Origin of the sequence: Sporosarcina ureilytica (assembly GCF_001753205.1) — a bacterium.
In the GTDB taxonomy this organism is placed as follows: Bacteria; Bacillota; Bacilli; order Bacillales_A; family Planococcaceae; genus Sporosarcina; species Sporosarcina ureilytica.
Genome location: NZ_CP017560.1, coordinates 2,151,494 through 2,175,846, shown reverse-complemented (window position 1 = coordinate 2,175,846; position 24,353 = coordinate 2,151,494). Strand labels below are relative to the sequence as shown.

22 protein-coding genes are annotated in these 24,353 nt (G+C 37.4%); 15 read left to right on the top strand and 7 right to left on the bottom strand.

The window, feature by feature from the left end:
• Positions 1-42 precede the first annotated feature (42 nt).
• The 3 genes from BI350_RS10750 (at position 43) to BI350_RS10740 (ending at position 3,329) form a co-directional block, all read left to right on the top strand.
• On the top strand, positions 43-1,101 hold the full coding sequence (locus BI350_RS10750) for an LLM class flavin-dependent oxidoreductase (RefSeq protein WP_075528116.1): 1,059 nt from the start codon (positions 43-45) through the stop codon (positions 1,099-1,101).
• Positions 1,102-1,323: 222 nt separating this feature from the next.
• Positions 1,324-1,722 (top strand): VOC family protein, encoded by a 399-nt coding sequence (locus BI350_RS10745; RefSeq protein ID WP_075528115.1) that lies wholly within the window; start codon positions 1,324-1,326, stop codon positions 1,720-1,722.
• Positions 1,723-1,865: 143 nt separating this feature from the next.
• Positions 1,866-3,329 (top strand): carboxypeptidase M32, encoded by a 1,464-nt coding sequence (locus BI350_RS10740; RefSeq protein ID WP_075529342.1) that lies wholly within the window; start codon positions 1,866-1,868, stop codon positions 3,327-3,329.
• 44 nt (positions 3,330-3,373) lie between these two features.
• Here the strand turns inward: BI350_RS10740 and BI350_RS10735 are convergent, their stop codons facing one another.
• Positions 3,374-3,832, bottom strand: a complete 459-nt coding sequence (locus BI350_RS10735; RefSeq protein ID WP_075528114.1) for a chemotaxis protein CheX — start codon at positions 3,830-3,832, stop codon at positions 3,374-3,376.
• Between the two features lie 178 nt (positions 3,833-4,010).
• Between BI350_RS10735 and BI350_RS10730 the strand changes: the two genes are divergently transcribed.
• From BI350_RS10730 to BI350_RS10720, 3 genes are read left to right on the top strand one after another with little or no spacing between them, the layout of a single operon-like run.
• A complete protein-coding gene (locus tag BI350_RS10730) occupies positions 4,011-7,622 on the top strand; it encodes a dynamin family protein (protein WP_075528113.1) in 3,612 nt (1,203 codons plus the stop codon).
• 1 nt (position 7,623) lies between these two features.
• Positions 7,624-8,454, top strand: coding sequence for a sulfurtransferase (locus BI350_RS10725; RefSeq protein WP_075528112.1), 831 nt, complete (start codon positions 7,624-7,626; stop codon positions 8,452-8,454).
• 20 nt (positions 8,455-8,474) lie between these two features.
• Entirely contained in the window at positions 8,475-9,065 is a 591-nt protein-coding gene (locus BI350_RS10720; protein WP_075528111.1) for a metallophosphoesterase family protein, read from the top strand.
• Between the two features lie 74 nt (positions 9,066-9,139).
• Here the strand turns inward: BI350_RS10720 and BI350_RS10715 are convergent, their stop codons facing one another.
• Complete coding sequence (locus tag BI350_RS10715; protein WP_075528110.1) at positions 9,140-9,526, bottom strand: ribonuclease HI family protein; 387 nt, start codon at positions 9,524-9,526, stop codon at positions 9,140-9,142.
• 107 nt (positions 9,527-9,633) lie between these two features.
• Between BI350_RS10715 and BI350_RS10710 the strand changes: the two genes are divergently transcribed.
• Positions 9,634-9,822 carry a zinc-finger domain-containing protein gene (locus BI350_RS10710; RefSeq protein ID WP_075528109.1) on the top strand — a complete coding sequence of 63 codons (189 nt, stop codon included), beginning with the start codon at positions 9,634-9,636 and terminating at the stop codon, positions 9,820-9,822.
• Positions 9,823-9,860: 38 nt separating this feature from the next.
• Here BI350_RS10710 and BI350_RS10705 read toward each other — a convergent pair whose 3' ends face one another.
• Positions 9,861-10,073 carry a cold-shock protein gene (locus tag BI350_RS10705; protein WP_075528108.1) on the bottom strand — a complete coding sequence of 71 codons (213 nt, stop codon included), beginning with the start codon at positions 10,071-10,073 and terminating at the stop codon, positions 9,861-9,863.
• 183 nt (positions 10,074-10,256) lie between these two features.
• On the opposite strand from BI350_RS10705, the gene BI350_RS10700 reads away from it, so the two are divergent.
• Positions 10,257-10,883 carry an HD domain-containing protein gene (locus BI350_RS10700; RefSeq protein ID WP_075528107.1) on the top strand — a complete coding sequence of 209 codons (627 nt, stop codon included), beginning with the start codon at positions 10,257-10,259 and terminating at the stop codon, positions 10,881-10,883.
• Between the two features lie 55 nt (positions 10,884-10,938).
• Here the strand turns inward: BI350_RS10700 and BI350_RS10695 are convergent, their stop codons facing one another.
• Positions 10,939-12,327 carry an amidase gene (locus BI350_RS10695; RefSeq protein ID WP_075528106.1) on the bottom strand — a complete coding sequence of 463 codons (1,389 nt, stop codon included), beginning with the start codon at positions 12,325-12,327 and terminating at the stop codon, positions 10,939-10,941.
• Positions 12,328-12,419: 92 nt separating this feature from the next.
• On the opposite strand from BI350_RS10695, the gene BI350_RS10690 reads away from it, so the two are divergent.
• On the top strand, positions 12,420-12,965 hold the full coding sequence (locus tag BI350_RS10690) for a GNAT family N-acetyltransferase (protein ID WP_075529341.1): 546 nt from the start codon (positions 12,420-12,422) through the stop codon (positions 12,963-12,965).
• 31 nt (positions 12,966-12,996) lie between these two features.
• On the opposite strand, the gene BI350_RS10685 is transcribed toward BI350_RS10690, so the two are convergent.
• Positions 12,997-13,533 carry a transcription repressor NadR gene (locus BI350_RS10685; RefSeq protein ID WP_075528105.1) on the bottom strand — a complete coding sequence of 179 codons (537 nt, stop codon included), beginning with the start codon at positions 13,531-13,533 and terminating at the stop codon, positions 12,997-12,999.
• A gap of 496 nt (positions 13,534-14,029) precedes the next feature.
• Here BI350_RS10685 and BI350_RS10680 point away from each other — a divergent pair, with 496 nt between their 5' ends.
• The 3 genes from BI350_RS10680 (at position 14,030) to BI350_RS10670 (ending at position 16,635) form a co-directional block, all read left to right on the top strand.
• Positions 14,030-15,097 carry an ATP-grasp domain-containing protein gene (locus BI350_RS10680; protein WP_245698244.1) on the top strand — a complete coding sequence of 356 codons (1,068 nt, stop codon included), beginning with the start codon at positions 14,030-14,032 and terminating at the stop codon, positions 15,095-15,097.
• 11 nt (positions 15,098-15,108) lie between these two features.
• Positions 15,109-16,131 (top strand): YheC/YheD family endospore coat-associated protein, encoded by a 1,023-nt coding sequence (locus BI350_RS10675; RefSeq protein ID WP_075528103.1) that lies wholly within the window; start codon positions 15,109-15,111, stop codon positions 16,129-16,131.
• Positions 16,132-16,230: 99 nt separating this feature from the next.
• On the top strand, positions 16,231-16,635 hold the full coding sequence (locus BI350_RS10670) for a CotY/CotZ family spore coat protein (protein ID WP_075528102.1): 405 nt from the start codon (positions 16,231-16,233) through the stop codon (positions 16,633-16,635).
• A gap of 228 nt (positions 16,636-16,863) precedes the next feature.
• Here BI350_RS10670 and BI350_RS10665 read toward each other — a convergent pair whose 3' ends face one another.
• Complete coding sequence (locus BI350_RS10665) at positions 16,864-18,219, bottom strand: YheC/YheD family endospore coat-associated protein (protein WP_075528101.1); 1,356 nt, start codon at positions 18,217-18,219, stop codon at positions 16,864-16,866.
• 158 nt (positions 18,220-18,377) lie between these two features.
• Here BI350_RS10665 and BI350_RS10660 point away from each other — a divergent pair, with 158 nt between their 5' ends.
• Together BI350_RS10660 and BI350_RS10655 are read left to right on the top strand one after the other, a co-directional pair.
• A complete protein-coding gene (locus BI350_RS10660; protein ID WP_075528100.1) occupies positions 18,378-19,703 on the top strand; it encodes a YheC/YheD family protein in 1,326 nt (441 codons plus the stop codon).
• Positions 19,704-19,736: 33 nt separating this feature from the next.
• On the top strand, positions 19,737-21,023 hold the full coding sequence (locus BI350_RS10655; RefSeq protein ID WP_075528099.1) for a YheC/YheD family endospore coat-associated protein: 1,287 nt from the start codon (positions 19,737-19,739) through the stop codon (positions 21,021-21,023).
• A 99-nt stretch (positions 21,024-21,122) separates the two neighbouring features.
• On the opposite strand, the gene BI350_RS10650 is transcribed toward BI350_RS10655, so the two are convergent.
• Positions 21,123-22,514 carry a UDP-N-acetylmuramoyl-tripeptide--D-alanyl-D-alanine ligase gene (locus tag BI350_RS10650; RefSeq protein WP_082295049.1) on the bottom strand — a complete coding sequence of 464 codons (1,392 nt, stop codon included), beginning with the start codon at positions 22,512-22,514 and terminating at the stop codon, positions 21,123-21,125.
• Between the two features lie 413 nt (positions 22,515-22,927).
• Between BI350_RS10650 and BI350_RS10645 the strand changes: the two genes are divergently transcribed.
• Positions 22,928-24,211 (top strand): YheC/YheD family endospore coat-associated protein, encoded by a 1,284-nt coding sequence (locus BI350_RS10645; RefSeq protein WP_075528098.1) that lies wholly within the window; start codon positions 22,928-22,930, stop codon positions 24,209-24,211.
• The last annotated feature ends 142 nt before the right edge of the window (positions 24,212-24,353 follow it).

Genomic DNA, 24,353 nt, shown 5'->3' with positions numbered 1-24,353 from the left:
ATTAGCTTAAAATCGAGGTATTTTAAGGAGTGGGCTTAATAAATGGAGATTGGTATTACAACGTTTGTGGAAACAACTCCGGATGTTGAAACAGGTCAAGTGATCAGTCATGCGGAGCGGATACGTGAAGTTGTCGAGGAGATTGTTTTAGCGGATCAAGTCGGGTTAGATGTTTTTGGTGTTGGAGAACATCATCGGGAGGATTTTGCTTGTTCATCACCGACCGTCTTACTTGCGGCTGCAGCAGCACGAACGGAGCGAATTAAACTGTCGAGTGCCGTAACCGTCTTATCGTCTGATGATCCAGTGAGAGTCTATCAACAATTTTCGACTGTGGATGCGATTTCAAATGGACGTGCAGAGATTATGGCGGGAAGAGGTTCGTTTATCGAGTCATTCCCTTTGTTCGGTTATGACTTACAAGATTACAATGAATTATTTGATGAGAAATTAGATTTATTATTAAAAATTAATGAATCTGAAAAAGTGACATGGCAAGGGAAACATCGTCCTTCTATTAATAATTTAGGAGTTTATCCAAGAACGGAACAAGAGAAGCTGCCAATTTTGATTGCGAGTGGAGGAACACCGCAATCTGCTATCAGAGCTGGCGTTCTTGGTTTGCCATTGGCGCTTGCGATAATAGGTGGAAGTCCTTTACAATTTGCACCTATCGTAAGGTTGTACAAGCAAGCGGCGGAACAAGCGGGGCATGATGTATCAAAATTGAAGGTTGCTTCCCATTCACATGGTTTTATCGCAGACACGACAGCTGAGGCAAAAGATAAGTTCTATCCTTCAACTGCACAAGTAATGAACGTTTTAGGGAAAGAGCGCGGCTGGGCGCCGTATACGCGTGAATCCTTCGATGCAGCTAGTACGTTGGAGGGCGCTTTATACGTTGGGGATGCAAAGTCAGTGGCAGAAAAAATCATTTTCCTTCGTAAAAATGTCGGCATTGATCGTTTCATGCTTCACGTACCGGTAGGCTCGATGCCGCATGAGGAAGTTTTACGTGCGATTGAATTATTAGGTACAAAAGTTGCACCTATCGTAAAAGAAGAGATCGCGCGATGGGAAGAAAAAGGGAATAGTCAATAAAATTATCATATTAATGGAACGAATCATGTATATAATGTTTAGTCATTCATGAGAGTTTAGAATTCAATGTAAAGAATGTTAATCATGAATTCATCCGAATCATGACTATTTTAGAAGTAGTACTATTTATTTTGCACGTTATAATTAAGAAGAGGTTTGTATACGTGTACAACTCTTGCTCAATCGTTTATTAAATTTTATCAGAAATAGGAGTTGGTAAACATGAAGAATGTTATGCCTTTTTTAATGTTCCAAGACGGTAAGGCGGAAGAGGCGATGAATTATTACACATCGCTCATCGAGGAGTCAGAAATTACAAGTATTGTAAGATACGGTGCAAATGAACCTGGAGACGAAGGAACGGTTATGCAAGCGACATTTTCCTTGAAAGGACAAGCATTCATGTGCATTGATAGTAATATTAAGCACGAATTTGATTTTACACCTTCATTTTCAATCTATATCACATGCGAAACCGAAGAGGAAATTGACGAGCTTTACAATAAACTTGCTGATGGTGGACAAGCACTTATGCCTTTAGGCGATTATGGATTCAGCAAGAAGTTTGGTTGGATAAATGATAAATTTGGTGTTTCTTGGCAGCTTAATCTACCATTGTGATGAGCATTAGCTGAACAAAAAATCTAGCGGGAAATTCATGTGAGAATAGTAAGACTCCTATGAATTATGGTACGATATTACGTGAATAGGGGAGGCGAACCAATTTGACAACAGTTGAGAAATTTGAAGGTTTATTACAAAAAATGAGCGCCTATGAAGAAGCGGTTTCCATTATGTATTGGGATATGCGTACAGGGGCACCGAAAAAAGGAATTCCTGCTCGCTCTCAAGCGGTTGGGGTATTATCCACTGAATTATTTAAAATGAGTACTTCAGATGAGATGAAAAACTATTTGACAGAACTTCAAAAAGAAAATGATGGTTTAAATCCAATTTTATTAAAAACTGTAGAAGAAGTGCAAAAAGAGTACGACCTTAGCAAGAAAATCCCAACCGACGAATACCAAGAATATGTCGTTCTTTGTTCAGAATCGGAAGCGATTTGGGAAGAGGCAAAGGAAAAATCTGATTTTGATATGTTTTTACCGTACCTGGAAAAAGTTGTTGCGATGACGAAGAAGTTTATCGGATATTGGGGCGAAAAAGACGGGAATGCCTATAATCGTTTACTTGATCAATATGAGCCTGGACTTACAACCGAAATTATCGACGAAGTGTTTGACCAATTGAAAGAAACGATTGTTCCACTTGTCAAAAAGATTGGTGCGCAAAATAATCAACCGAATACGTCATTTATATTCGAAAAGTTTCCAAAAGAACAGCAAAAAGCATTCAACTATAAAATCTTAGAACAACTAGGCTATGACTTTGACGCGGGCCGGTTGGACGAGACAGTGCATCCTTTTGCGATGGGCATTAATACTGGTGATGTACGCATTACGACGCGTTATGACGAACATGATTTTCGTTCAGGGATCTTCGGTACAATTCACGAATGCGGTCATGCACTGTATGAGCAAAACTTCGATAAAAAATTAGAAGGTTATCCGGTAGCTGATGGGACTTCCATGGGGATTCATGAATCACAATCCTTGTTTTATGAACATTTTATTGGGCATCATGAAGGGTTTTGGAAATATAATTTTGAGAGCTTACAAGCATACTCACCAGAACAGTTTGGAAACGTGTCGCTTGAAGAATTTTTAAGTGCGATTAACGTTGCGCAACCTTCATTAATTCGCATCGAAGCAGACGAATTAACGTATCCACTTCATGTCATGATTCGTTATGAAATTGAAAAAGAATTATTTAATGGAGATTTAGAAGTAAAGGATTTACCACAAGTGTGGAATGATAAGTACGAAGAATATCTTGGCATCCGACCTGAAAATGACGCGGAAGGTGTTTTACAGGACGTTCATTGGTCTGGCGGGATGTTCGGCTACTTCCCATCCTATGCACTTGGCTATATGTACGCTGCCCAACTAAAAAATGCGATGGTAAAAGATCTTCCACAGTTTGATGAACTTTGCGAAAGAGGAGAGTTTGAACCGATTTTAGCATGGTTGACGGAACATGTTCATCAATACGGAAAAATGAAAAAACCACTTGAAATTATTCAAGATACAACTGGTGAAGGACTAAACGCCAAGCATCTGGCGGATTATTTAGAAGAGAAATATTCAGCGTTATACAAGTTGTCATAAAAATAAAAAAGCCTCGCTACCTAACCATTATAGGTATCCGAGGCTTATTTATCTTTATCAATCGTAAGTAGGATATGCATGATAGCGCCATCTTCCATTTGGACAGGCAATTTAAATGCTTGTCGAAATCCAGAAATCTTCGCTGTTCCGGTCATGACAGTTGGCGGAGAAATATCAAGATGCAAGTCTTCCTTTTCAAGTGTCGTACATAAATTTCCGACAACCATATTCCCTAATTCGCCGGTAAAAGATTCAATCATTTCGCCTTCAATCGTCATGCCGAACATCGCTTGACCAATTGTATTGACGATATCGGGGGTGGTATCGAGGATAACTCTTCCCTTTATATCGCCGACTAGGCCGATTAGAACACTTAACTCCTTTTGTTCATAAGGTTGGACTGTTAGTGAAGGAGCCAGGATTTTTGTTTGTAATGGAATTACAGTCGTTAATGAAGAAATCGTTGCATTTAAGATTTGTTGTACATTTTTAGATAAACTCATAAAAATCCTACTTTCGTATTTACTCTAGTTCGATTATACCATGTAATACAATTAAAAGGTAAAAGTATTGTAATGGCATGTGCTGACGACTAGTGATTAAAAAATGAAAATTATTAAAATCTAATCTAAGAAAGATGGTATGATAGAGAAAGTATGATAGGGAAGGGATAGAATAGTCATGTCGAATTTTGACGATAAACTTCAAGAGCTTATAGAGCAAGCAGCCACTTGTGGGAAATTATTCGAAATGAATAATGATGAAACTCGTTTTGAAAAGTTAATGTATTTCGGGGAAAAATTATGTAAAAAAGAATATATGATTGGTTTCGCGGGGCATTTTTCGGCTGGAAAATCCTCTATGATAAACGCTTTAACGGGTGGTGATTTATTACCATCTAGTCCGATTCCGACGAGCGCCAATATCGTAAAGGTTCGAAAAGCCGAGGAAGATTATGCAATCCTACACTTACTAGATGGTAAGGCAGCCAAGTATGCGGGGCATCGTTTTTCTGAAGCTGTAAAATCATTTAGTAAAAACGGGGATGCTGTATCTCTCATTGAAATTGGCCATCAACAGTCGACGCTACCAGACGACATCACCGTCATGGATACACCAGGTGTTGATTCGACTGATGACCGTCACCGACTTGCAACGGAATCAGCACTCCATCTAGCAGACCTTGTCTTTTATACGATGGATTACAACCACGTGCAATCGGAGTTAAACTTTACTTTTACGAAAGAATTAATGCGTTATAATCCGAATGTTTATTTAATCATTAACCAAATCGATAAACATCGTGAAAGTGAATTGCCTTTTGAACAGTTTAAGCAATCTGTTCAGGAATCATTTAACATGTGGGGCGTAGAACCGAAAGGCATTTTTTATACATCTTTAATGGAACACGACCATCCGCATAACGACTTTTTAAAAGTGAAAGCGATTGTGGATGGTGCTATGAGAAATTGGCAGCCGCATTTTATTGAAAATGCTACGCAAACTTTAGGGAAATTAAAAGATGAGCATCGAACTTATTTACAAGAAAAAATAGAAGAAACAAAAGAACAGTTTTCCGAAGTTGTTTTGGAAGATGAATGGGATAAACGTGCGGAGCTCATCGACGAGGCCGATGCAATGGAAAAGACGATGTCAGTCGTTCAAAACCAGTCATTTGCGCAAAATTTTGATCGAGCGAGAAATGAATTAATTCAAAATGCGGCGATTACACCGTATGAAACGAGAGAGTTGCTTAAAAGTTATTTAGAGTCATTGTCTAGTCGATTTAAAGTCGGCTTCTTATTTGGTGCAAAGAAAACGGAAGAAGCACGAATAGAACGTAAAAAAGCATTTGAAGAAAATATTAAAAACTTGCTACATACACAAGTAGAAGTTCATTTAAGATTGTTAATGAAGAAAGTGTTAAAAGAAGCAAATATCTTAACAGACGAGCGTTCATTGGCCATCGATGGGATGGATTTATCCATTTCACTAACAGCTATTGAAAAACAATTCCAACCGGCTGATGTCATAACAGGAGACACGATTTTAAATTATGCGAGCCAGATGAAGAATAATATCCAATTAGAATACCGTCGCTTAACAGATGATTGGAAAACAGAAATGGCGAATGTTGTGGAAAGTACAGGAAGTCATACATCTGAAAAGTTTACACATCAACTTCAAGTATTAAAGGATAAAATAGAAGCAATTACCGTCGTTGACCAATACTTAACGAAGTTGGATAAAATGGACGGTACGATAAACAACCCTCCATTTGCCATTGTAGAAGCGCGTGAATCATTCATTCGCAAATGGAAAGAAGAACAGGAACTTCATCTTACTGAAGAAATTGAAGAAGAAGTTGAAGAGCGTATGGTGCCTGTTGAGGAAGCCGCTTCAACAAGCGTTCCTACAGAAGAAAATATGTACATTCCCACCGACAATGCGATTGAACAGGCGTTTCATGTTGCAGATGTTTTGCAAGGCGAGGATAGCTTTTCGTCAGTGGCCAATTATTTACATGACAAAGCAAGCCGGTTACAAGATCAATCGTTTACAGTCGCGTTGTTCGGTGCGTTCAGTGCTGGAAAGTCTTCGTTTTCAAACGCATTAATTGGTGAACGAATTTTGCCTGTATCGCCAAATCCAACAACAGCGACAATCAATCGAATTCGACCTATTATGGAAGGTAAAGCGCATGGAATGGCTGACGTTATTCTAAAAACGACCGAGCGAATGACGGAAGATATTATTCGTTCATTTGAGGCATTAAACATTCATGTCACGACGCTCGAAGAAGCCTTTGACAAAGTTGAGTTAGCAATGAATGCACAGTTGACCGATGAAAAACAACAAATTCATAAAGCATTTATTACTGCGTTTAGTAAAGGGTATGAAACGTTTTATCCACAACTAGGTGAAATTCTACATGTAAGCCGACAAGAATTTGTTCGTTTTGTTGCGGAAGAAGAGCGCAGTTGTTTTGTAGAATCCATCGATTTTTACTATGATTGTCCGCTCACAAGAAAAGGTATTACACTTGTCGATACACCGGGTGCTGACTCCATTAACGCAAGGCATACAGACGTTGCGTTTGACTATATTCGAAATGCAGATGCGATTCTTTTCGTCACGTATTATAATCATGCATTTGCACGGGCGGACCAAGAGTTCTTAATACAACTTGGCCGTGTGAAAGATGCATTTGAGTTAGATAAAATGTTTTTTATTGTCAATGCAATAGATTTAGCGAAAGACGAAGAAGAAGCAAACGCAGTGAAATCATATGTTGCACAAGAACTGCAACAGTTTGGCATACGTCACCCGCGTGTCCATGGTTTATCTAGTCTTGATGCGCTGGAAGCTAAAGTAGAAAATCGTCCAGAACCACTTATGGAAGGGTTTGAAGAGGAGTTTCACGATTTTCTTGAGCATGATTTAAAAGGAATGGCCGTACAAGGGTTACAAGAGGAGACTGAGAAAACAATTGAACGTCTCGCTTTGTTAATTAAACAAACAGAAGTCAACCGATCACGAAAAGCCGAGCGTCTTCAAGAGTTGGCAGTCATTGAAAAGGATATACAAACGAGATACGAGAGTGGCTTTGGAAATGTCCTCATCCAAAATGCGCTCAATGAATCGAGCGAGTTACTCCACTATGTATTACAACGTGTATTTCTACGGTTTAATGATTTCTTTAGAGAAGCCTACAATCCGTCAATTTTTATGCAGAAATCGGCTGAACAAGCGTTGACAGCTGCATTAAATGACCTTGTTGGAATGGTAGGATTTGATGTAACACAAGAAATGAAAGTAACCAATTTAAGGTTATTACAGTTTATGACAAAACAATTAGCGGAACGTCAAAGAGTAGAAGCGAAAGCGCTTAAAGAATTGGACGAGACACTTTCTCCAATTGTCTATGAACCAGTGGAAGGTGAATTGCTTTCATTTGAAATACCTTTTCCAGATGCAACGGTTTATAGAAGTGCAAATAAGTTCTATAAAAATGAACGTTCTTTCTTTGAAAAAGGAGACCGTGAAAAGTTAAAAGTGCATCTCGAAGAATTACTGAAAAATGATACGGCGATTTATTTAGATAAAATGAAAGAGCAGTTTGAACACTGGCAACGCGAATGGATACAAAGAGAAGCCGAAAGCTTGCAACGTCATTTACTCACAGAATGTATGAATCAAATGCATTCGGAAAAAGAATTGCTAGAAGAAGATGAAAAACTTGAAGCGTGGCGTGCGCTCTATGAAAAAATTCAAGTGAAGGAGCTGGTGTAATATGTCATATGTATTTATTTCCATAAAAGATATCGAATCTGCTAACTATAAATGGATAGATGCACGGTTCTCATTAAAAGATCCGGGAGAAGGTAAGAGGAAATATGAGGAAGCACATGTGAAAAACGCAGTGCACTGGGATTTAAATGACGATTTATCAAATCTACATGAACCAGGCGGACGCCAACCGCTACCAAGAAAAGACGAGCTTGTAGAACTATTCGAAAGCAGTGGTTTGGAGCTGGATGACAAGATTATTGTGTACGACGATGGCGGCAGTCCATTTGCGACACGTGCTTGGTGGATACTCCAATATGCAGGGTTCAAACATGCCTATATTTTATTGGAAGGTTTTGAAGAAGTAAAAGCGGCAGGCATTCCGATTGATAGCGATAAGCCACAAGTAGAACGGACTACGGTTACGCCGAACTGGAATGAGTCCATTTACGCATCTAGGCAATATGTCGAAGAAACAGTTGAGGGGGAACGAGATAATACCCTTATCGATGCGCGGGCGGCGATTCGGTATCGCGGTGAAACGGAGCCGCTTGACCGAATTGCGGGACATATTCCGGGAGCATTGAACTTTGATTGGGAACAATTAAAAGAAAACAATGTATATCGTCTAGACAAACAATTGCAAGAGCAACTTGGAGAAATAGTCGACGATAAAAAAGAAGTAACCGTTTATTGTGGAAGTGGCGTGACGGCAACGCCACTATATGCTATGCTAGCGCATCATGGGTATGATAATATACGCCTATATGTCGGTAGTTATAGTGATTGGGTATCAAAAGAAGATGCACCTGTTGGCGTAATAAACCCGCAATAATAGGTATAGGAAGTGAAGAGTTGAAATACGCTATATTTGGGGATATTCATTCTTCAATTGAAGATTTAGATCAAGTGCTTGAACATATAGAGCACATCTCACCAGAGGCAAAGTTAATCGGTACAGGTGATCTGTTTGAATGTACAATTAGTAAAAAAGATATTACGGATAAAAAATTTACCCAATTAAATCATGTCATGTTGAACCCGGACGGATTTGAAGATAGATTAACTTTTCCATCGGTTAAAGGAAATCAAGAAGAACGGATTATCCAAATTACAGAAACAAACAATCCATTACGTGACAAGTTAGTTGAACTGCCTGAAACGATCATGATTGAAAATGCTCAAGTAATTCATGGACATCAGTGGAAGTGGGGCGGGGAACCGTGGGCGCTCATTGCTGCGGAAGTGAATGATTCACTTGTGTTTTATGGTCATAGCCATACTTCGATCTTGACAATCGATGATATCCAGCAAAAAATAGTGTGGGGTCATCCATACGATGTGAGTGGTGAACAGGTTCTGGTCAATGTTGGCGCAGTGATTGGGGAACGAGAATGGGTACTTTATGAAGCGGACAGGGAAAAAGTTACTTTTTATAAAGCATAATGGAAGTTGCAGTAGAATATAAAAACTGAAGAGGGGATAATGCTTCCTCTTCAGTTTATCGTTTCCAGTTTCAATTACGGCATATGTAAAGCTCTTTTCGCCAATGCATCAGCTGCCCGATTTTCTGCAGTGGGAATCCATTTAATAAAAAAGTAGTCAAACTGCTCTGCAATTTTTAAAATGTCGGCTAAATACTTTTTATATGTAGCGTTTTTTACGTATTCATTGTCAACTGCTGATACAACAATTTGTGAGTCAGAACGAACGGAGACAATTCCCGTCGTAAGCTTTGCTGTTTCTTCTAAACCGCGAATGAGTGCTTGAAATTCAGCGGAATGATTATCAGTTGGGGCAATTTTTTCGGAAAGTTGAATATGATGTCCTTCTCCTTTAATAAAAATGCCAATCCCACTTTTTCCGGGATTTCCTGCACTGGCACCATCAACATACAGTTCAATCAAATTGATCACCTCAAAACAAGTTTACATTTTAATATATCGAGCATTCTACTACTGTAGATGGTTGTTCAGTGTAAATCAAACAAGATGTCAGCAAGGGGGCCATGTTCTTGAAACGATTAAATGTCATGAGTGAAATCGATACCATTATGGATACATACTGTATGGATTGTTTCCTGAAAAAAACATTGGCAAAAGACAAAGGTAAAACAGCTGCTCACAGATTTTGCATAAAAGAATGTACTATAGGTGAGCAACTTCGGTTTTTAGGTGAAGAAATGAATAAGCGCTCAAATTAAAATCCCGCGGACGATTAATATGTCAGCGGGATTGAAGTTTAAATTTCTAGATTTAGTTTTGTGACATTGGCCGCCTGAGGTCCACGGTTTCCATCAGTGATTTCAAATGATACTGATTCGCCTTCATCTAGCGTTTTAAAACCTTCCCCAACTATGCCAGTAAAATGGACAAATACATCTTCTCCGTCTTCTGCTTCAATGAAGCCATAGCCTTTTTCGTTACTGAACCATTTCACTTTACCTTGGTGCATATACGCTCCTCCTCAGTCTTTCAATGTCTTTCCAATATGTTCCGTAGATGGTTTAACTATACACGAATCGACAAAGTGCGTCAATGATATGAGAAACTTCAGATTTATGGGTGAGCAATGAAAATCATGAATATTTGCTAGAAGCGTTTATTATTACTAAGTAAAACCGAAAAGAGTGATAGCATGGAAAGTATTATACAGTCATGTCGAGAAATGGCTTATCAAGTATACAGTAAATTTGACGCAAGTCATGATATGCAACATATTGATAGAGTTTTAGGTAATGCTAAAAAAATTAGTGCGGCGGAGCCACAGGCCGATGAGTTTATTGTTGAATTAGGGGTATTATTGCACGACATCGATGATCCGAAGTACTTATCGAAGGGGAACCCCACGGCGAAGGACATTTTAGAAGTCCATGAACTCGATGCAGCCGTCATAAGTGAGATATTAACTTGTATAGCAGCTGTATCTTTTAGTGGTGGCAATGAACAAGAACTTCCGTCAATAGAGGCCGCGATTATGAGAGATGCGGATCGTTTAGATGCAATTGGGGCAATTGGTATTGCAAGAGCTTTTGCATTTGGCGGTGCCAAGGGGAGAAAGTTATATGATTTATCCGAAGTGCCACGAGACGAAATGACAGAAAATGAATACCGGAAAAAAGAAGTTGCAACAGTGACGCATTTTTATGAAAAGTTGTTAAAGATAAAAGGGTTAATGGTAACTGCGGAAGGGAAGCGACTGGCGCAAGAAAGACATGATTTTATGGAAAGTTTTTTAAGACAACTTTATCACGAAGTCGACTGAATAACGCCTTCTATTGAAATCAAAACCCGAGACTCGTTGTTCTCGGGTTTTTTGCTTACTGATTTACCGTTTGAAGCGAGGCTAATGTACGTTCTCGCTCGTCGTAAAATGAAGATAAATACGCTTGTTCATAAGCATAGCCTGTTTTTAGTAAAACTCTTTCATTGTAAGCTGCCGCCGCGAATTGAAGTCCTAAAGGAAGTCCGTTCGGGGCAATCCCGCAAGGAATCGATAATGCTGGCTGGCCTGTAAAGTTAAAGACTGCAGGCAAACGAACCATTGCGTGGAACGTACTATCCATCACACCGTTAATCTCAAACTTTCGCACACCAATTTTTTGTGCCGTGTCGGGGATCGTTGGGGTGGCGATAATATCGATATCTTTAAAGAGCTTTTCAAATTTCAAAGCCAGCTCTTCTTTTCGCTTTAAAGCCTTTATATAATCAATGGCAAGTAATTGATGACTATTTTCTAAGGACATTTTTACATCTGGTCCGAGTAAATGAAGCGATTCTTTAATTGTTTTTTCATGAACAAGACTTGATTCAGTAATGCCGATGCGCATTGAGCAAGATAAATCAGATTCAGAAAAGGGTACATCAATTTCAATTAAAACAGCTCCAAGCTTTTCTAAACGGTGAAGTGCTTCGGTATAAGATTTTGTCATATGATCCGCAATTTGCTCATTAAAATAGTTTTTAGGTACACCGATTCGAACCCCTCGTATATCTTCCGAAAATGCGTCTGAATACTGCTTGCCACTCATCGCATCTAACATAGTTCCTAAGTCAGTCATATGATTTGTAATCGGTCCGATATGGTCAAGTGTCCAAGAAATCTGTCTCACATGATGGTTATCAAGTAAGCCGAATGTAGGTTTAAGCCCGACTGTTCCCGTAGATGCAGCCGGAATCCGAATAGAACCTGCCGTATCAGTTCCGATGGATGCCATACAAAGCGAAGCAGCTACCGCAGCTGCAGAACCACCGCTTGATCCACCGGCCGTATATTCCTGGTTCCAAGGATTTCGGACAGTTCCATAAAAAGGATTTTCAGAAGTGATGCCAAAAGCATATTCATGTAAATTCACTTTACCTAAATTGATAGCCCCTTCTTTTTGTAAACGGGTGACAATAGGTGCATTTTCAGTGGGAATAAACGCTTCCTCGACTTTCGAACCGCTAGTTGTTCGAATGTTTTTCGTATAAATATTATCTTTATACGTAATTGGAATGCCTTCAAGTACCCCGAATGCTTCGCCCGCTAAATACTTCTGTTCAGCAATTCTCGCTTGTTTGAGTGCTTGTTCTGCGGTCACAGTGATAAAAGCATTTAACTCTTTTGTTGCTTCAATGCGCTCTAAAAAAACTTTCGTAATTTCTACTGGTGAAAACTCTTTTTTGATAAAACCTTGTTTCAGTTGTTCAATTGATTTTATTTTCATTAGAAATCCCCCATTCATCGTGATTTTTGGTAGACTCTATTTCAGAGTAGCATATTGATAACGAAGTGGGGAGAAATTGATTGAGAAATCTAATGATTGAAACAGAAAGACTTGTCATTCGTCCTTATGAAATAAAGGATTATAAAGAATGGGCGAGAGGATATAGAGAACGATTGCCTTCCACGTATAAATATGACGAAGGAAATGACGGAGAATTTTATTCGGAAAAATGGTTTGCTGATTGGGTGAAAGGCTTTCAAAAAGATGCTGAAAAAGATGATACATATTTGTTTGGCGTTTTTCGGAAAGAGGACGGTGCCCATATAGGAGAAATTGAACTCGTCACCATTTTACGTTTGGATTACGAATGGGGGATGATGGGGTACGCCATCCATAATCAATTCCATCGGCAAGGATATGGAAAAGAAAGTGTAATCGCCGCCACTGAACTGTTTTTTGAGGATTTAAAGTTTTACCGAATCGAACTTCAAATCCATGTTGACAACGAACCTTCAAAAAAATTAGCTGAAAGTACCGGATTTGAATTTGAGTGCCTACGTAAAAAACATTATTACGAAGGCGGAAAATGGACAGATCAACTTATTTACGTGAAAACTCGTCCAAGTTTAATGGGTTGACTTTCAAAAAAAGAAATAAAACAGGCATCCATCATTCAATAAGGATGCCTGCTTCTCTTAATGCCTGCTCAGCATTTTCAATTTCTTGCTCAGTGTCGGCGATAATCGTATGTAAATGAATACCTTCTGTTAATTCCAATAAAAGGGAGGCGTTCGTCTCTTGAATATTTTGAATGAAGTTTTGAACTTCCCTACGATTCGACACCATGACAGATGCAGTTAAATCACCGTATACTTGATGTTCAATCTTAACATCTTTCACCGTGATCCCATGGTCTACAAGAATATTTAATTCTTCCTCAGTTTGTTCGGCGGTATGGGAGCAAACAATAATTTTTTCGATTCTCTTCGGTTCTGATTGAGGATGCATATAAATATACCCACGATTTGTCGCCATAATGGGTTCACCCGTTGCTTTTAATAAAGTAACATCCCCAACAATTACCTGCCGACTGACATTCATCATTTCGCCTAGTTGTCGACCCGAAATGGGTGCGCTTGCTTTTTTTAACGTACTGACAAGAAGTTCACGCCGTCGGTCACCTAATACTTTTTCTGTGGATGTCATATCGTTCACTCCTTATTTTAATCATCAATAATAGTGTAGCATACCCTATCCACAACGTCTTATCTATCTAGATGTATTGCATTGGAAATTAAAAAATCTTTAAATTCAGTATACAGTAATGATATTATGTAAACTCGTGAAATTGATAAAACCGCCGCTAGCCGACACAAACGCATTAAAAATGCATATTCTTATAGAGACAAGGAACTGACTAAAATTAGTTCTTAAGAATCTTCAGAAAATCAATTTATTATAAAAGCAATCTTGAAAGAATGAACAGCCTTGAAAGATGTCATTAGTTAATTGATGTGGATAGATTTCTTAACACTGGAGAGTGAGTAATAACATGAATGCAATCGTATTTATTGAGACCACTAAATCTGGTTCCAGTAGGGAGGCGATAAAAGCTGCTGAAAGTTTAGGGTATCTTACGGTATTGATGACTGGGAGAACAAATTTTATGAAACAGAGAAAAGAGTTTTCGGACGTTTCCCAAATGATTTATCTAGAAGAAATATCCGAAGAGGTTATTAGGGGAGAGATTGAGCAACTACAACGGCAGGGTAAAATTATCAAGGCTATTCTTAGTTTTGTGGATCCATTCGTCTCAATGGCTGCCAAGCTTATGAATGAAACTTGTAATTCTGCCATTTCTGTAGAAGCTTTAGAAAAAATGGAAGATAAAGCAACCACGAGAAGAGTATTAGATAAAAATACGGCTACTCCCAAATATAATGTATTCAAGACCACCGACAATTTGAACGAGTATATGAAAAAATCATTCAACTTCCCGAAAATTGTTAAGTCCGCTGTTTCGAAAGCGTCAAAGAATGTCTATTTAGTCGAAAGTAAATTTGAAATGGAAAAGGCAATGAAGAGAGTATTAAAAAACTATCCATTGCAAAAAATAATACTAGAAGAATATTTGGATGGTCCACAATATTTGGTTGAGGTACTCGTTTGTAATGGGAAAATAAATATTGTTGCTATTTTCAAACAAGAAATAACAAAAGAAATAACATTTATTGTAACCGGTTACGAACTCCAACTAAATTTAACGGAAGAGAGGTTTAAAAAGCTATATCAAGCAGTTGAATCGATTTTAAAAGATTTAAAGGTGATGAATGCGGCTTGTCATCTTGAAATCAGATATGTTAACGAGAATTGGAAGCTAATTGAAATCAATCCAAGAATATCAGGCGGTGCTATGAATCGTATGATAAAAGAAGCATATGGAATCAATTTAGTGGAGGAAACGATAAAGCTTTATCTCGGTTATGAACCTGATTTAAAAAGAAAATATGAAAATCATATTTATACTCACTATATTACGATCGGTTCTTATGGGTATGTGTTGAAGATTACAGGTAGAAATAAGGCTACTCATCTACCTGGTGTAAGAGAGGTTTATATTAAGCCGCGTAAAGGCGCCATTGTAACGCCTCCAAGATCAATGGGACATCGTTACGGTTATGTGATTGCGTCTGGCGCAAGTCGGGCTGAAGCAAAGAAGAATGCAGTGAATGCCGCGCGAAATATAAAATTCTATTTAGATCCGATTTAGGAGTGGAGGGAATGGTTACTGTAGCAATGCTACATTCTAGAAAGCATCCTCATAAGGTTAGAAAGGCTTATAGTTGTGCCGCTGTTGCTAAAATGGAAGGCATTAAATTTTATTTCTTTTCACCACATAGTGTCAATTTTGAAGAAAAGACAATCGTTGGCTATATATTTGAAAATGGTAGTTGGCATCAAAAGAAAATGGATTTTCCAGACGTGATTTATAATGCCTCCGGTATGAAAACATTGACTCAGAAAAAAATCTATCGGCGCCTTAAAAGAATGATTCCTTTTACAAGCCACCCAATCGGAACCAAAATGAAAGTTTACAAGAAAATTGAAGAAATGCCTGAGTTTGCTCATTATTTAATCCCCTCTGAAATGATAAATGCGTCACAGACAGTAATAAATGCATTGCAAAAATTTAATGAAGTCATAGTAAAACCATTATCGGGAAGTCAGGGAAGAGGGGTTACTTATATTGCACAGAACGGCGAGCAATTCGATGTTGTGGAAGGTTCCAAAGGCAGACTCGTTGACGAAACTGAACTTCGCTCAATCATTGACGTCCTTATAAGTGAGAAGAATTTTCTTGTTCAGCCTTATATATCAAGTATCACAAAAGAGGGGCTTCCTTTTGATCTTCGAATACACGTCCAAAAAAACGGTTCAGGAGAATGGGGAATTACGTTAATTTATCCACGTATCGGTTCGACTGATGGTATTATCAGCAACGTTAGTGCAGGTGGCTATATTGGAAAGTTGGAAAGTTTTTTTGAAAGGGAATACGGTTTTGAAGGTTACGATATGCAGAGGGTTTTAGAACACTTTGCCATTCGCTTTTCCCAAAAATTCGATGATCTGTATGAAGGTAGACTAGATGAGTTAGGGATTGATATAGGGATCGATGAGCATAGAAAACTTTGGATATATGAAGTGAACTGGAGACCAGGGGCTGTTTATCGCGGGTTGGATGCTGCAATGAATACAATTCCTTATGCTGCCTATTTGGCCAATCAACATAATAAAAATAAATAAATTGCTAATATCTTAATCCCATTTTCGGTTCATGGTTTTCACATATACTAATCCTAGAGATATAAAATAAATTTTGTCATGAAAGGAGGGCAAGTTGCAGTGAATAATAAATGTATTTGTCACGCTATGAAAAGATTGCAGAAAGAACAAAAAATTATAGCTGGCGATGACATAAAGTTTCAGTTTATATGTAAACAGAAAGAAGTGGACACCATACCTTTTATGCTTTTTTCGAAAGAGCTCAAAAAACCATTTAAGGCAGTCGGTAAATGCAATGCCACTCCATTTTTTCGATTGGAAAAAATTGATGAGGAATCATGCTGTGCAGTATTAACGCTACTTGAAGCTGTGGATATGGATGGGAATCCGGCTGAACCTAATGATTTATACGCCCTCCGGAAGACGAAACGCTGTGTCATTGTCAATTTAAATTGTTTCTGTGTCATTCAGCCGTTTGCACCAGATTTGGTAAATCGACCACTCCCTATTATAGAGCCTAAATAGTAACTAATATCTGTCGTTGACAGTCCATATTGCGATAATGAAACTATAGAAAAACCACAAACCAATATTGTGAAAGGTTTGTGGTTTTGCATTTATGTGGTGTTTGCTTTTTGAATTGCCATTTGGGCTAATAATAATGTTGGATCAATCATCGTCATATTTGTATCAATGTAAGGAAAAAGAAGAGGAATCTCAGTGCAACCGCCTATTATAATTGAAATCCCCATGTTATTCGGAATCCCTCTGTTGATTTTCTATTGGAAATCCTGCTAGATATTTAGCATAAAGCATTCGTGAATTCTTGATTTTATGAATGGTTTTATAAGCCTTAATGTAGGAGAAAATGTTATCGTTTGGTGAACGATTGTTTAATTCAATGATCCAAATATGATGATTGCGGTCAATCCCGATGTCAACGCCGTATTTAAAGATGTTTTCATATTTATCGAGCTCTTCTGCAGATTTAATGGCAATTTCAGTCATTTTTTCGTAGGTACTTAACATTTCGGCTTTGGATAAATTATAAGCTGATAAAAGTGTAGATGTTCCATTTTCTACTTTACCTCCACTTGAACGGTTGCTGACGATGCTTCCTTCTACGCCTTTTCTACCTACCATACCGGCAGTTTCCCATTGGCCATTCTGTCCTTTTATCAGCACAATTCGAAAATCAATGAGCTGATTGTCTACGATTTCCAAATCTATTTCTTGCTGAATAATATATCTCTTCCTTTTGAATGAAGATTGAACATAATGAAGTAACTCATCTTCATTGGCGAAATGGAGTGTTTTATTTTCATTTTTTATTCGGAATTTAACATAATACTGATTGTTTTCCTTAATAAATTTTGCAACCCGAACTCCTTTAAGCCCTGAAACTGGCTTCACATATATTGTTTGAAAGCGATTTAGATAATAGAAAATATCTTCAGGTTTTTTATATAAAAATGTTTTAGGCAGATGAGGCAATAAGTCTTTGTTTGAACGGAGCAACTGATACATTTGCCACTTATTAAAAGAACCGGAATTAAAAAAGCGACGACCGTAAAGGTTTTTAAAATAATTTGTCTTCTCTGTGGATAACCTTGTTCGCCTGACGATTACTGTGGGGAAAGGGAAAGTGCCTTCCTCCCATTTCTCAGAGCTTGGATTATAGTAGAAACCATTTATCTTGCGGTTTTCTTGGTCCATATCATCCCAAGAAAATACAATGACCACCCCTCGAATTGACGCCGATTGTTTAACAAGTCGATTGCGCAATCTTCTTCTATCATTAAGAATATTTGTGGAATCCTTTATTAATACACCAATAAAAGGTCCAATCACAACAATCCCATCTTTTTGAAATGATACCTCGTAATCTATTCCTATAGGAAGTTGCATCTCTTCTATAATGTTGCGGGATAATCCTATCTCATTTTCACTTAATGAATTTGAATATTTACAAAATACTTCCATTTCCTGAAGACCAAAATGAAGAGTAGTTGTTCGTGCAAATTCATCTGGAAATTTCTTTTGCCTAGGATTGAGCATGAGACACTGATGTTTGTAATTTACGGGAACTAACTTGAAAACATTACTCAATATATTCCCCCCCCCGACATAATTTGTTCATCACTTATCATTATATGTTTCAACAAAAGAATTGTTGATTTTGGAATAACTGTCCAAGTGTTTAGATTACGGATGAATACGCTATAAGAAGCCCGAGGAATTTTATGAAACAATAAGGAAGGGGAAACATGGATATTAAATGGATGGAATCTCTAAAGGAAAATGAAGTTGTTTTATCCAAATCGTTGATTGAAAAGTTACCGAAATCTGATGTACTAACAATACATTTTGGTTCTTTTAAGACAGAACTTATTGTCATTCAAGATAAGCATTTGAACAAAGAAACGATTGGTTTACCGATCAATCTAGGTAGCTCATATTCAATACCGACTGAATTACAGTACGAATGCTTATTGCTTGGCGGTCAGATATATATTGGACCGATTATCGCCTACATCGTTAGAGGGAGATTAGAAGATTTTCACGATAAAGCTCTTTCAAAATTTATACCAAGATTTAATGCGTATGAAGAAACGAAAGGTTTAATTTTCATTAGCACCAAAGACTCTATTAATATTGAAGAATCGCGGATGACTGGTTTTTATTATTCACCCTATAAGACAAAAGAGGGAAGCAAGTGGGGCTATGGGGAGTTCCCACTGCCTGATGCAATCTATAATCGTTCGTTTTTAAAGAAGAGTAAAATTTCAATGTTACAAGAAAAACTGGGCGATGTCATTTTTAATTCATCTTATTTAAACTTAGATAAATGGCGAATTTGGCGAAACTTATCGAAAAAGCGAAAGTTAAAAACGCATTTACCATATACAGAAAGATACTCCGGTGTAAATCAGGCGAAGAGATTATTGGATAAGTACGGGGCACTTTATATAAAAGCCCGTAGGAATTCACGTGGAAGAGGAATCTTTCACTTGAGTAAGGACTGTAATGGATTTATGGTTCGTGACCATAAGAATCGGCTTACATTGTTGGAAAATGAAAAACAACTAAAAACGTTTTTGGATGACAACATTGTTTATGCTTCAATTGTTCAGCAGCCCGTTCCATATAAATATGGGAAACGAGTGCTTGACTTTAGAGTGTATCTTCAAAAAAATGAACAAAGGGAATGGACGTTCCAAGGGTTTACAACGAGAATCTCCAAGGAAGATAGTGTAGTGACCAATACAGTTGGCAGAGACGATTTATTACGCGGAGAAGAAGCTTTAGCTACTATATACAAATTAGATAAGAAAAAGGTACTCAGAATCGAAAACGAAATGTTTGCGCTTGTAAAATCCGCCGTTCAAGTTTATGAAGAGCGGGGTATGCACCTAGCAGATATAGCTGCCGATATAATTATAGATGAAAATCTCCATTTATGGCTTCTTGAGTTGCAATTGAATTACGCCTCAGAAAAAAAGGAATATGAAATTCCATTCGAAATCTTCCAAAAAATAATGGTTACCCCATTTATATATGCTAAAGCAATTACTAAGTTTCGGAAGGGGTGATTTTGTTTAATCAAAAAAAGAAGGTGTTAGAAAATGGAAGTTTTATGGTTGTCAACGGATACAAATAATCATGTGTACTTTTCAAAAGACATTGCAGCCCGTTATTTAATCAAGAAGAAAATGACGATTCGATTTGGGCAATTTAGTCATGAGGTTTCAGTAGAAATTAATGAAGAACTACCGCAAAATACAATCGCGATATCAGAATTTATTTTCAAACAATATAATATTCCAACAAAATTGACTTATGAAATTGTAATCAGTGACGATACAATCAAAATAGGTCCGGTAATTGGAATTATGATTTCATTTAAGAGGTTTTTTAGAGGAGAACATATTGGCAGAACATTAGATTATCATCATATCAAGGGACTCCTTTTTATTTGTGAACCAGAGGATGTTAATTTAGAAGAAGGAACCATTAAAGGATACTATTTTAACCCAAATGGTAAAACAAAAGTTACACAATGGATAGAAGAAATATTTCCATTTCCGGATGTAATCTATAATCGTCGAACAAGGCTAACTGCAAAGTTGTATAACGAATTCGTTCAGCATAATGTTCTGGTTTTCAATTCCCATTATTTAAATAAGTGGCAGCAGTTTGAAATATTTTCCGAAAAGCCTGAATTGGCATCGTTCCTACCTGAAACAATGAAACTTACAAAATCCGCTTTAATAAAAATGTTGAAAAATTACGATGAAATCTATGTCAAGCCTACATCCAAAGCAAATGGCACGGGGATTAGTCTAATTAAAAAAAGAGAAAATGGCTTTGATTTGATAGATACCAATTCACGTATTGAATTTTTTCACACAATAGATTCTCTTTATAAAGTAATCAAACGAAAAAACTATTTGCTCCAACAATCTGTTGCTTATAAAGCAGAAAATAGAAATGTGGATTTCAGGGTAATGTTACAAAAAGATGAGACCAAAAAATGGTGTTATAATGGTTTCATTTGTAAAGTTTCACATGAAGATAGCATTATTACAAATGATAAATGTAGGCAGAAGCTAGTTAGGGGACTGAAAGCGTTAAAATCCCTGTATAACGTGACTACTGAACGAGCAAAAGAGATAGAGAAAGAAATGGCACAGTTGTGTGAAAGATTAGCGAATTCGATAGAAGAAAAAGGAATCCACCTCGGAGATGTAGCTTTCGATATAATAGTTGATTCAAATTTAAAGCTATGGGTATTAGAAATTCAAATCCGCTACGGGGCAACGGTATACGGAGAAAATGCTTCAAGATCCAAATTTTACCGAAAGTCGATGGTTACGCCTCTTTATTATGCTAAAGCATTAGCTGGATTTTAATGATAGTTCTTCAAAAAAATTTGAAACAGTCTTACGAAAATTTAAAAGGGCTGCTCTTATGAGTCAGGTTTTACTGATTCATAAGAGCAGCCCTAAAAGTTATTTAGAAAAGTCTTTTAGCATCGAAACAAGCGATTTAAGTGAATTGTCCTTCATAGATGTTTTTAATAGAAGCACTGTATCCTTAGTTAATAAGGGTAATAGAATACTTTCTAATTCTTCGTTAGTTGTGCAGGTGTAGATTTCTCCTTTCATTCCCTTTGCTCCTTCAGTAACTTGATTAGCAAAAGTACCGTACGTGATTAATGTGTCTAGCTCGTAGTTAGCAATCATCCCGCCAACGTCCCTATGCAGATTAGATGCTTGAGTGCCTAAAGAAAAAATGCTACCGATGACAGCAATTTTTTTTTTGCTAGCACCAATTTCCTTCAGAACCTCTAAACAAGCCTTAATAGAAGTCGGGTTAGAACTCCATGTATCATCAAGGATCATTGCACCATTATAGCCGTTAGCTACCTCGATGTGTTTCTCCAAATTCTTAAATAACTTTAGACGTTCTGTTGCTTCGTCAATACCAAATCCAATTTGATGAACGGCTGCAATTGCGCCTAACGCATTATATACCTGATGTTCTCCATATCCTGGCACAAAAGCTTTGTATGTTCTATGTTGATGATGAAGGGTGAACTCCATGCCGTCGGGAACGAAATGAATATTGGAAGCCTGGTAATCTGCTGGTGAGTGAATCCCAAATGTAATCACTCTACCTATATACTTTTCTAACGAGAGGTTTTTTGTTTTTTCATCATCAGTATTTAAAAGAAGGGTCCCTTTGTACCCGAGCCCTTTGAGAATTTCCCCTTTTGCTTGAATATAGTTCTCGACCGTTCCGCATAACTGTAAGTGATCCACTCCGATATTGGTTATTATTCCAATTGTCGGCTGGAAATACTTGCAACTGTACTCAAGCAGGCCTGGATAACCGACAGGCGTCTCAAAAACAGCTATATCTGTTTCCTCTGTTATTCCACATAAATAGCGTAGATTTCTTTTAGGCCCATTACGGCTTTTGAAAGTAGCTTCGACATTATGTTTTTCTTTCAAAATTTGGGTAATCATTTCTTTAACAGTCGTTTTTCCGCAAGTGCCGGTAATCGCGAAGACTGGGATCTCATACATCTGCCGATAATAGCGGACAAAACTCCAATATGATTTTTCCATGTCCTTTACCTTGATATAAGTGACATTAGGTAAGTATTCATCAATCAACTCGGCTTTTTCAAAGACAATGGTACATGGAGTATTAGAACGAATCCAATTCCGTCTCTCTTTTTTTCGATTGTTTTTGAGAAATAAAACTGTGTATGGTTTTTTCACGTAGCTGATGCGATTCACGACATGGCATATTTTCATGCTTTGTGGTCCGTTGACAACGGTTCCGTTAATAATTTTACAGAAGGTACTAAAATCTATCTTTTCTTTTAAATCCAAGTGATTCACCCCCAATATAGAGCATGTACTTACTTCTATAGTATGTTGAATCGTCAAGGATTTATGGACGCATGTCTTTCCAAACGCGATTACTTCATCACATCTGCGAATTTAATGCATAAACTAGAAAAGTATGATTAACCGCATAAGCCGATGCTCCGCGGCCGGCGACGACTAGAAATTCTCTCTTGGGCAACATCGCCCGTTTGATAGGCTAAGCTGTGCAACTCCAGACGAACACGCTCCGGGACCTACCGAATTGTTGGTCATGCAATCAGTTGCCGAAGCTAGCAGAAAGCTATCGTTTTAGGATGTTGTGCAATTTGACTGTCTTTCCCTCACGCTTTTCCCGCAGGTTCAGAATACGTAATTTTTATGAAATTGACTCAAATAATATTAGAAAGAGTGAGAAAATGAAAGTTGTATGGCTACCAAAGGATACAAATAATCATGTGTATGTATCACACGATTTTATAAGCAATGGTTCAATAAAGAAGAAAATGGAATTACAGTTTGGAAATTTGTTGCAAAAGGTTACGGTTGAAATTGATGAAGAACTACCTATAAAAACAATTGCTATATCGGAAAATATTCTTAAACCATACACTATCCCTACAAACCTACCGTATGAAGTCATCATTGATAAGGGTAAAATTAAAGTCGGACCGGTTATTGGAATAATGGTTTCATACTCAAGGTTTTTTAATCATTTTGAGTCAATCGGAAGAATAATGGATTATAAACATATAAAAGGGTTACTTTTCATTTTTAGGCCAAGAGGTATTGATCTAGATAAAAATACGATAAGTGGTTATTATTATAATCCAAGTGGTAAAACAAAAAAGACAAGATGGATAGAAGGAACATTTCCGTTTCCAGATGTAATATATAATCGTTGGAAAAGAATATCTGATGAATTAAATAGTTATTTGACCAAGCATGAAATTTCTGTTTTCAATTCCCATTACTTGAATAAGTGGCAGCAGTATGAGATATTTTCCGAAAGCGATAAACTCAAATCTTTTTTACCGGAAACGAGGAAACTAACAAAATCATCATTAAGCGAAATGATAGGTAAGTACGACGAAATTTATGTTAAACCGACGTCAAGAGCAAACGGTGATGGTATTAAGGTAATTGAGAAAAAAGAAAATAGATATGTCTTAATTGAAAATAACTCAAACAGCCAATATTTTAATACAATAAATGCTCTTTATCAAGCTATTAAAAGAAAAAACTATATTATCCAACCGTCTGTCGCATTTAAATCAGAAAATAGAAATCTCGATTTTAGAGTGCTTTTACAAAAGGATGGGTCTAAAAAATGGAGTTATTCAGGCATTCAATGCAGAGTCTCAATAGAAAATAGTATTATTACAAATTTCAAAAATAAAGATTATGTCATGCCTGGATTGGAAGCTTTACGTACTTTTTATCATTTGTCATCCAATCAAGCGAAAGAGATAGAGAAGGATATGGCTCAGTTATGTAAAAGCTTAGCTGAAGCTATTGAAGCGAAAGGAGTCCATCTTGGAGATGTGGCGTTTGATATCATCGTCGATTCGAAACTGAGACTATGGGTTTTGGAAATTCAAATTCGTTACGGGGTTTTTGATAAAGGGGATGTAAGTTCGGAGTTTTTTCATAAGTTCATGGTAACTCCACTTTATTACGCCAAAGCATTGGCTGGATTTTAATAGGGTTGTTCCCATGGGGCAGATTGTTGCTGACCTATGGGAACAACCCTAACTGCTATTTGGAGGAGTTTGACCAGTATTCAGAACCGGTACTTAGCCACGGAAATAAGCGGTCTTTGATAGATGATATCAAAGACTGCTT

Bases quoted from the DNA above. Each gene is read 5' to 3' on its own strand.
- BI350_RS10750 (WP_075528116.1), top strand. From the start codon at position 43: ATGGAGATTGGTATTACAACGTTTGTGGAAACAACTCCGGATGTTGAA.
- BI350_RS10745 (WP_075528115.1), top strand. From the start codon at position 1,324: ATGAAGAATGTTATGCCTTTTTTAATGTTCCAAGACGGTAAGGCGGAA.
- BI350_RS10740 (WP_075529342.1), top strand. From the start codon at position 1,866: ATGAGCGCCTATGAAGAAGCGGTTTCCATTATGTATTGGGATATGCGT.
- BI350_RS10735 (WP_075528114.1), bottom strand. From the start codon at position 3,832: ATGAGTTTATCTAAAAATGTACAACAAATCTTAAATGCAACGATTTCT.
- BI350_RS10730 (WP_075528113.1), top strand. From the start codon at position 4,011: ATGTCGAATTTTGACGATAAACTTCAAGAGCTTATAGAGCAAGCAGCC.
- BI350_RS10725 (WP_075528112.1), top strand. From the start codon at position 7,624: ATGTCATATGTATTTATTTCCATAAAAGATATCGAATCTGCTAACTAT.
- BI350_RS10705 (WP_075528108.1), bottom strand. From the start codon at position 10,073: ATGCACCAAGGTAAAGTGAAATGGTTCAGTAACGAAAAAGGCTATGGC.
- BI350_RS10700 (WP_075528107.1), top strand. From the start codon at position 10,257: ATGGAAAGTATTATACAGTCATGTCGAGAAATGGCTTATCAAGTATAC.
- BI350_RS10695 (WP_075528106.1), bottom strand. From the start codon at position 12,327: ATGAAAATAAAATCAATTGAACAACTGAAACAAGGTTTTATCAAAAAA.
- BI350_RS10690 (WP_075529341.1), top strand. From the start codon at position 12,420: ATGATTGAAACAGAAAGACTTGTCATTCGTCCTTATGAAATAAAGGAT.
- BI350_RS10685 (WP_075528105.1), bottom strand. From the start codon at position 13,533: ATGACATCCACAGAAAAAGTATTAGGTGACCGACGGCGTGAACTTCTT.
- BI350_RS10680 (WP_245698244.1), top strand. From the start codon at position 14,030: ATGATTTATCTAGAAGAAATATCCGAAGAGGTTATTAGGGGAGAGATT.
- BI350_RS10675 (WP_075528103.1), top strand. From the start codon at position 15,109: ATGGTTACTGTAGCAATGCTACATTCTAGAAAGCATCCTCATAAGGTT.
- BI350_RS10660 (WP_075528100.1), top strand. From the start codon at position 18,378: ATGGATATTAAATGGATGGAATCTCTAAAGGAAAATGAAGTTGTTTTA.
- BI350_RS10655 (WP_075528099.1), top strand. From the start codon at position 19,737: ATGGAAGTTTTATGGTTGTCAACGGATACAAATAATCATGTGTACTTT.
- BI350_RS10645 (WP_075528098.1), top strand. From the start codon at position 22,928: ATGAAAGTTGTATGGCTACCAAAGGATACAAATAATCATGTGTATGTA.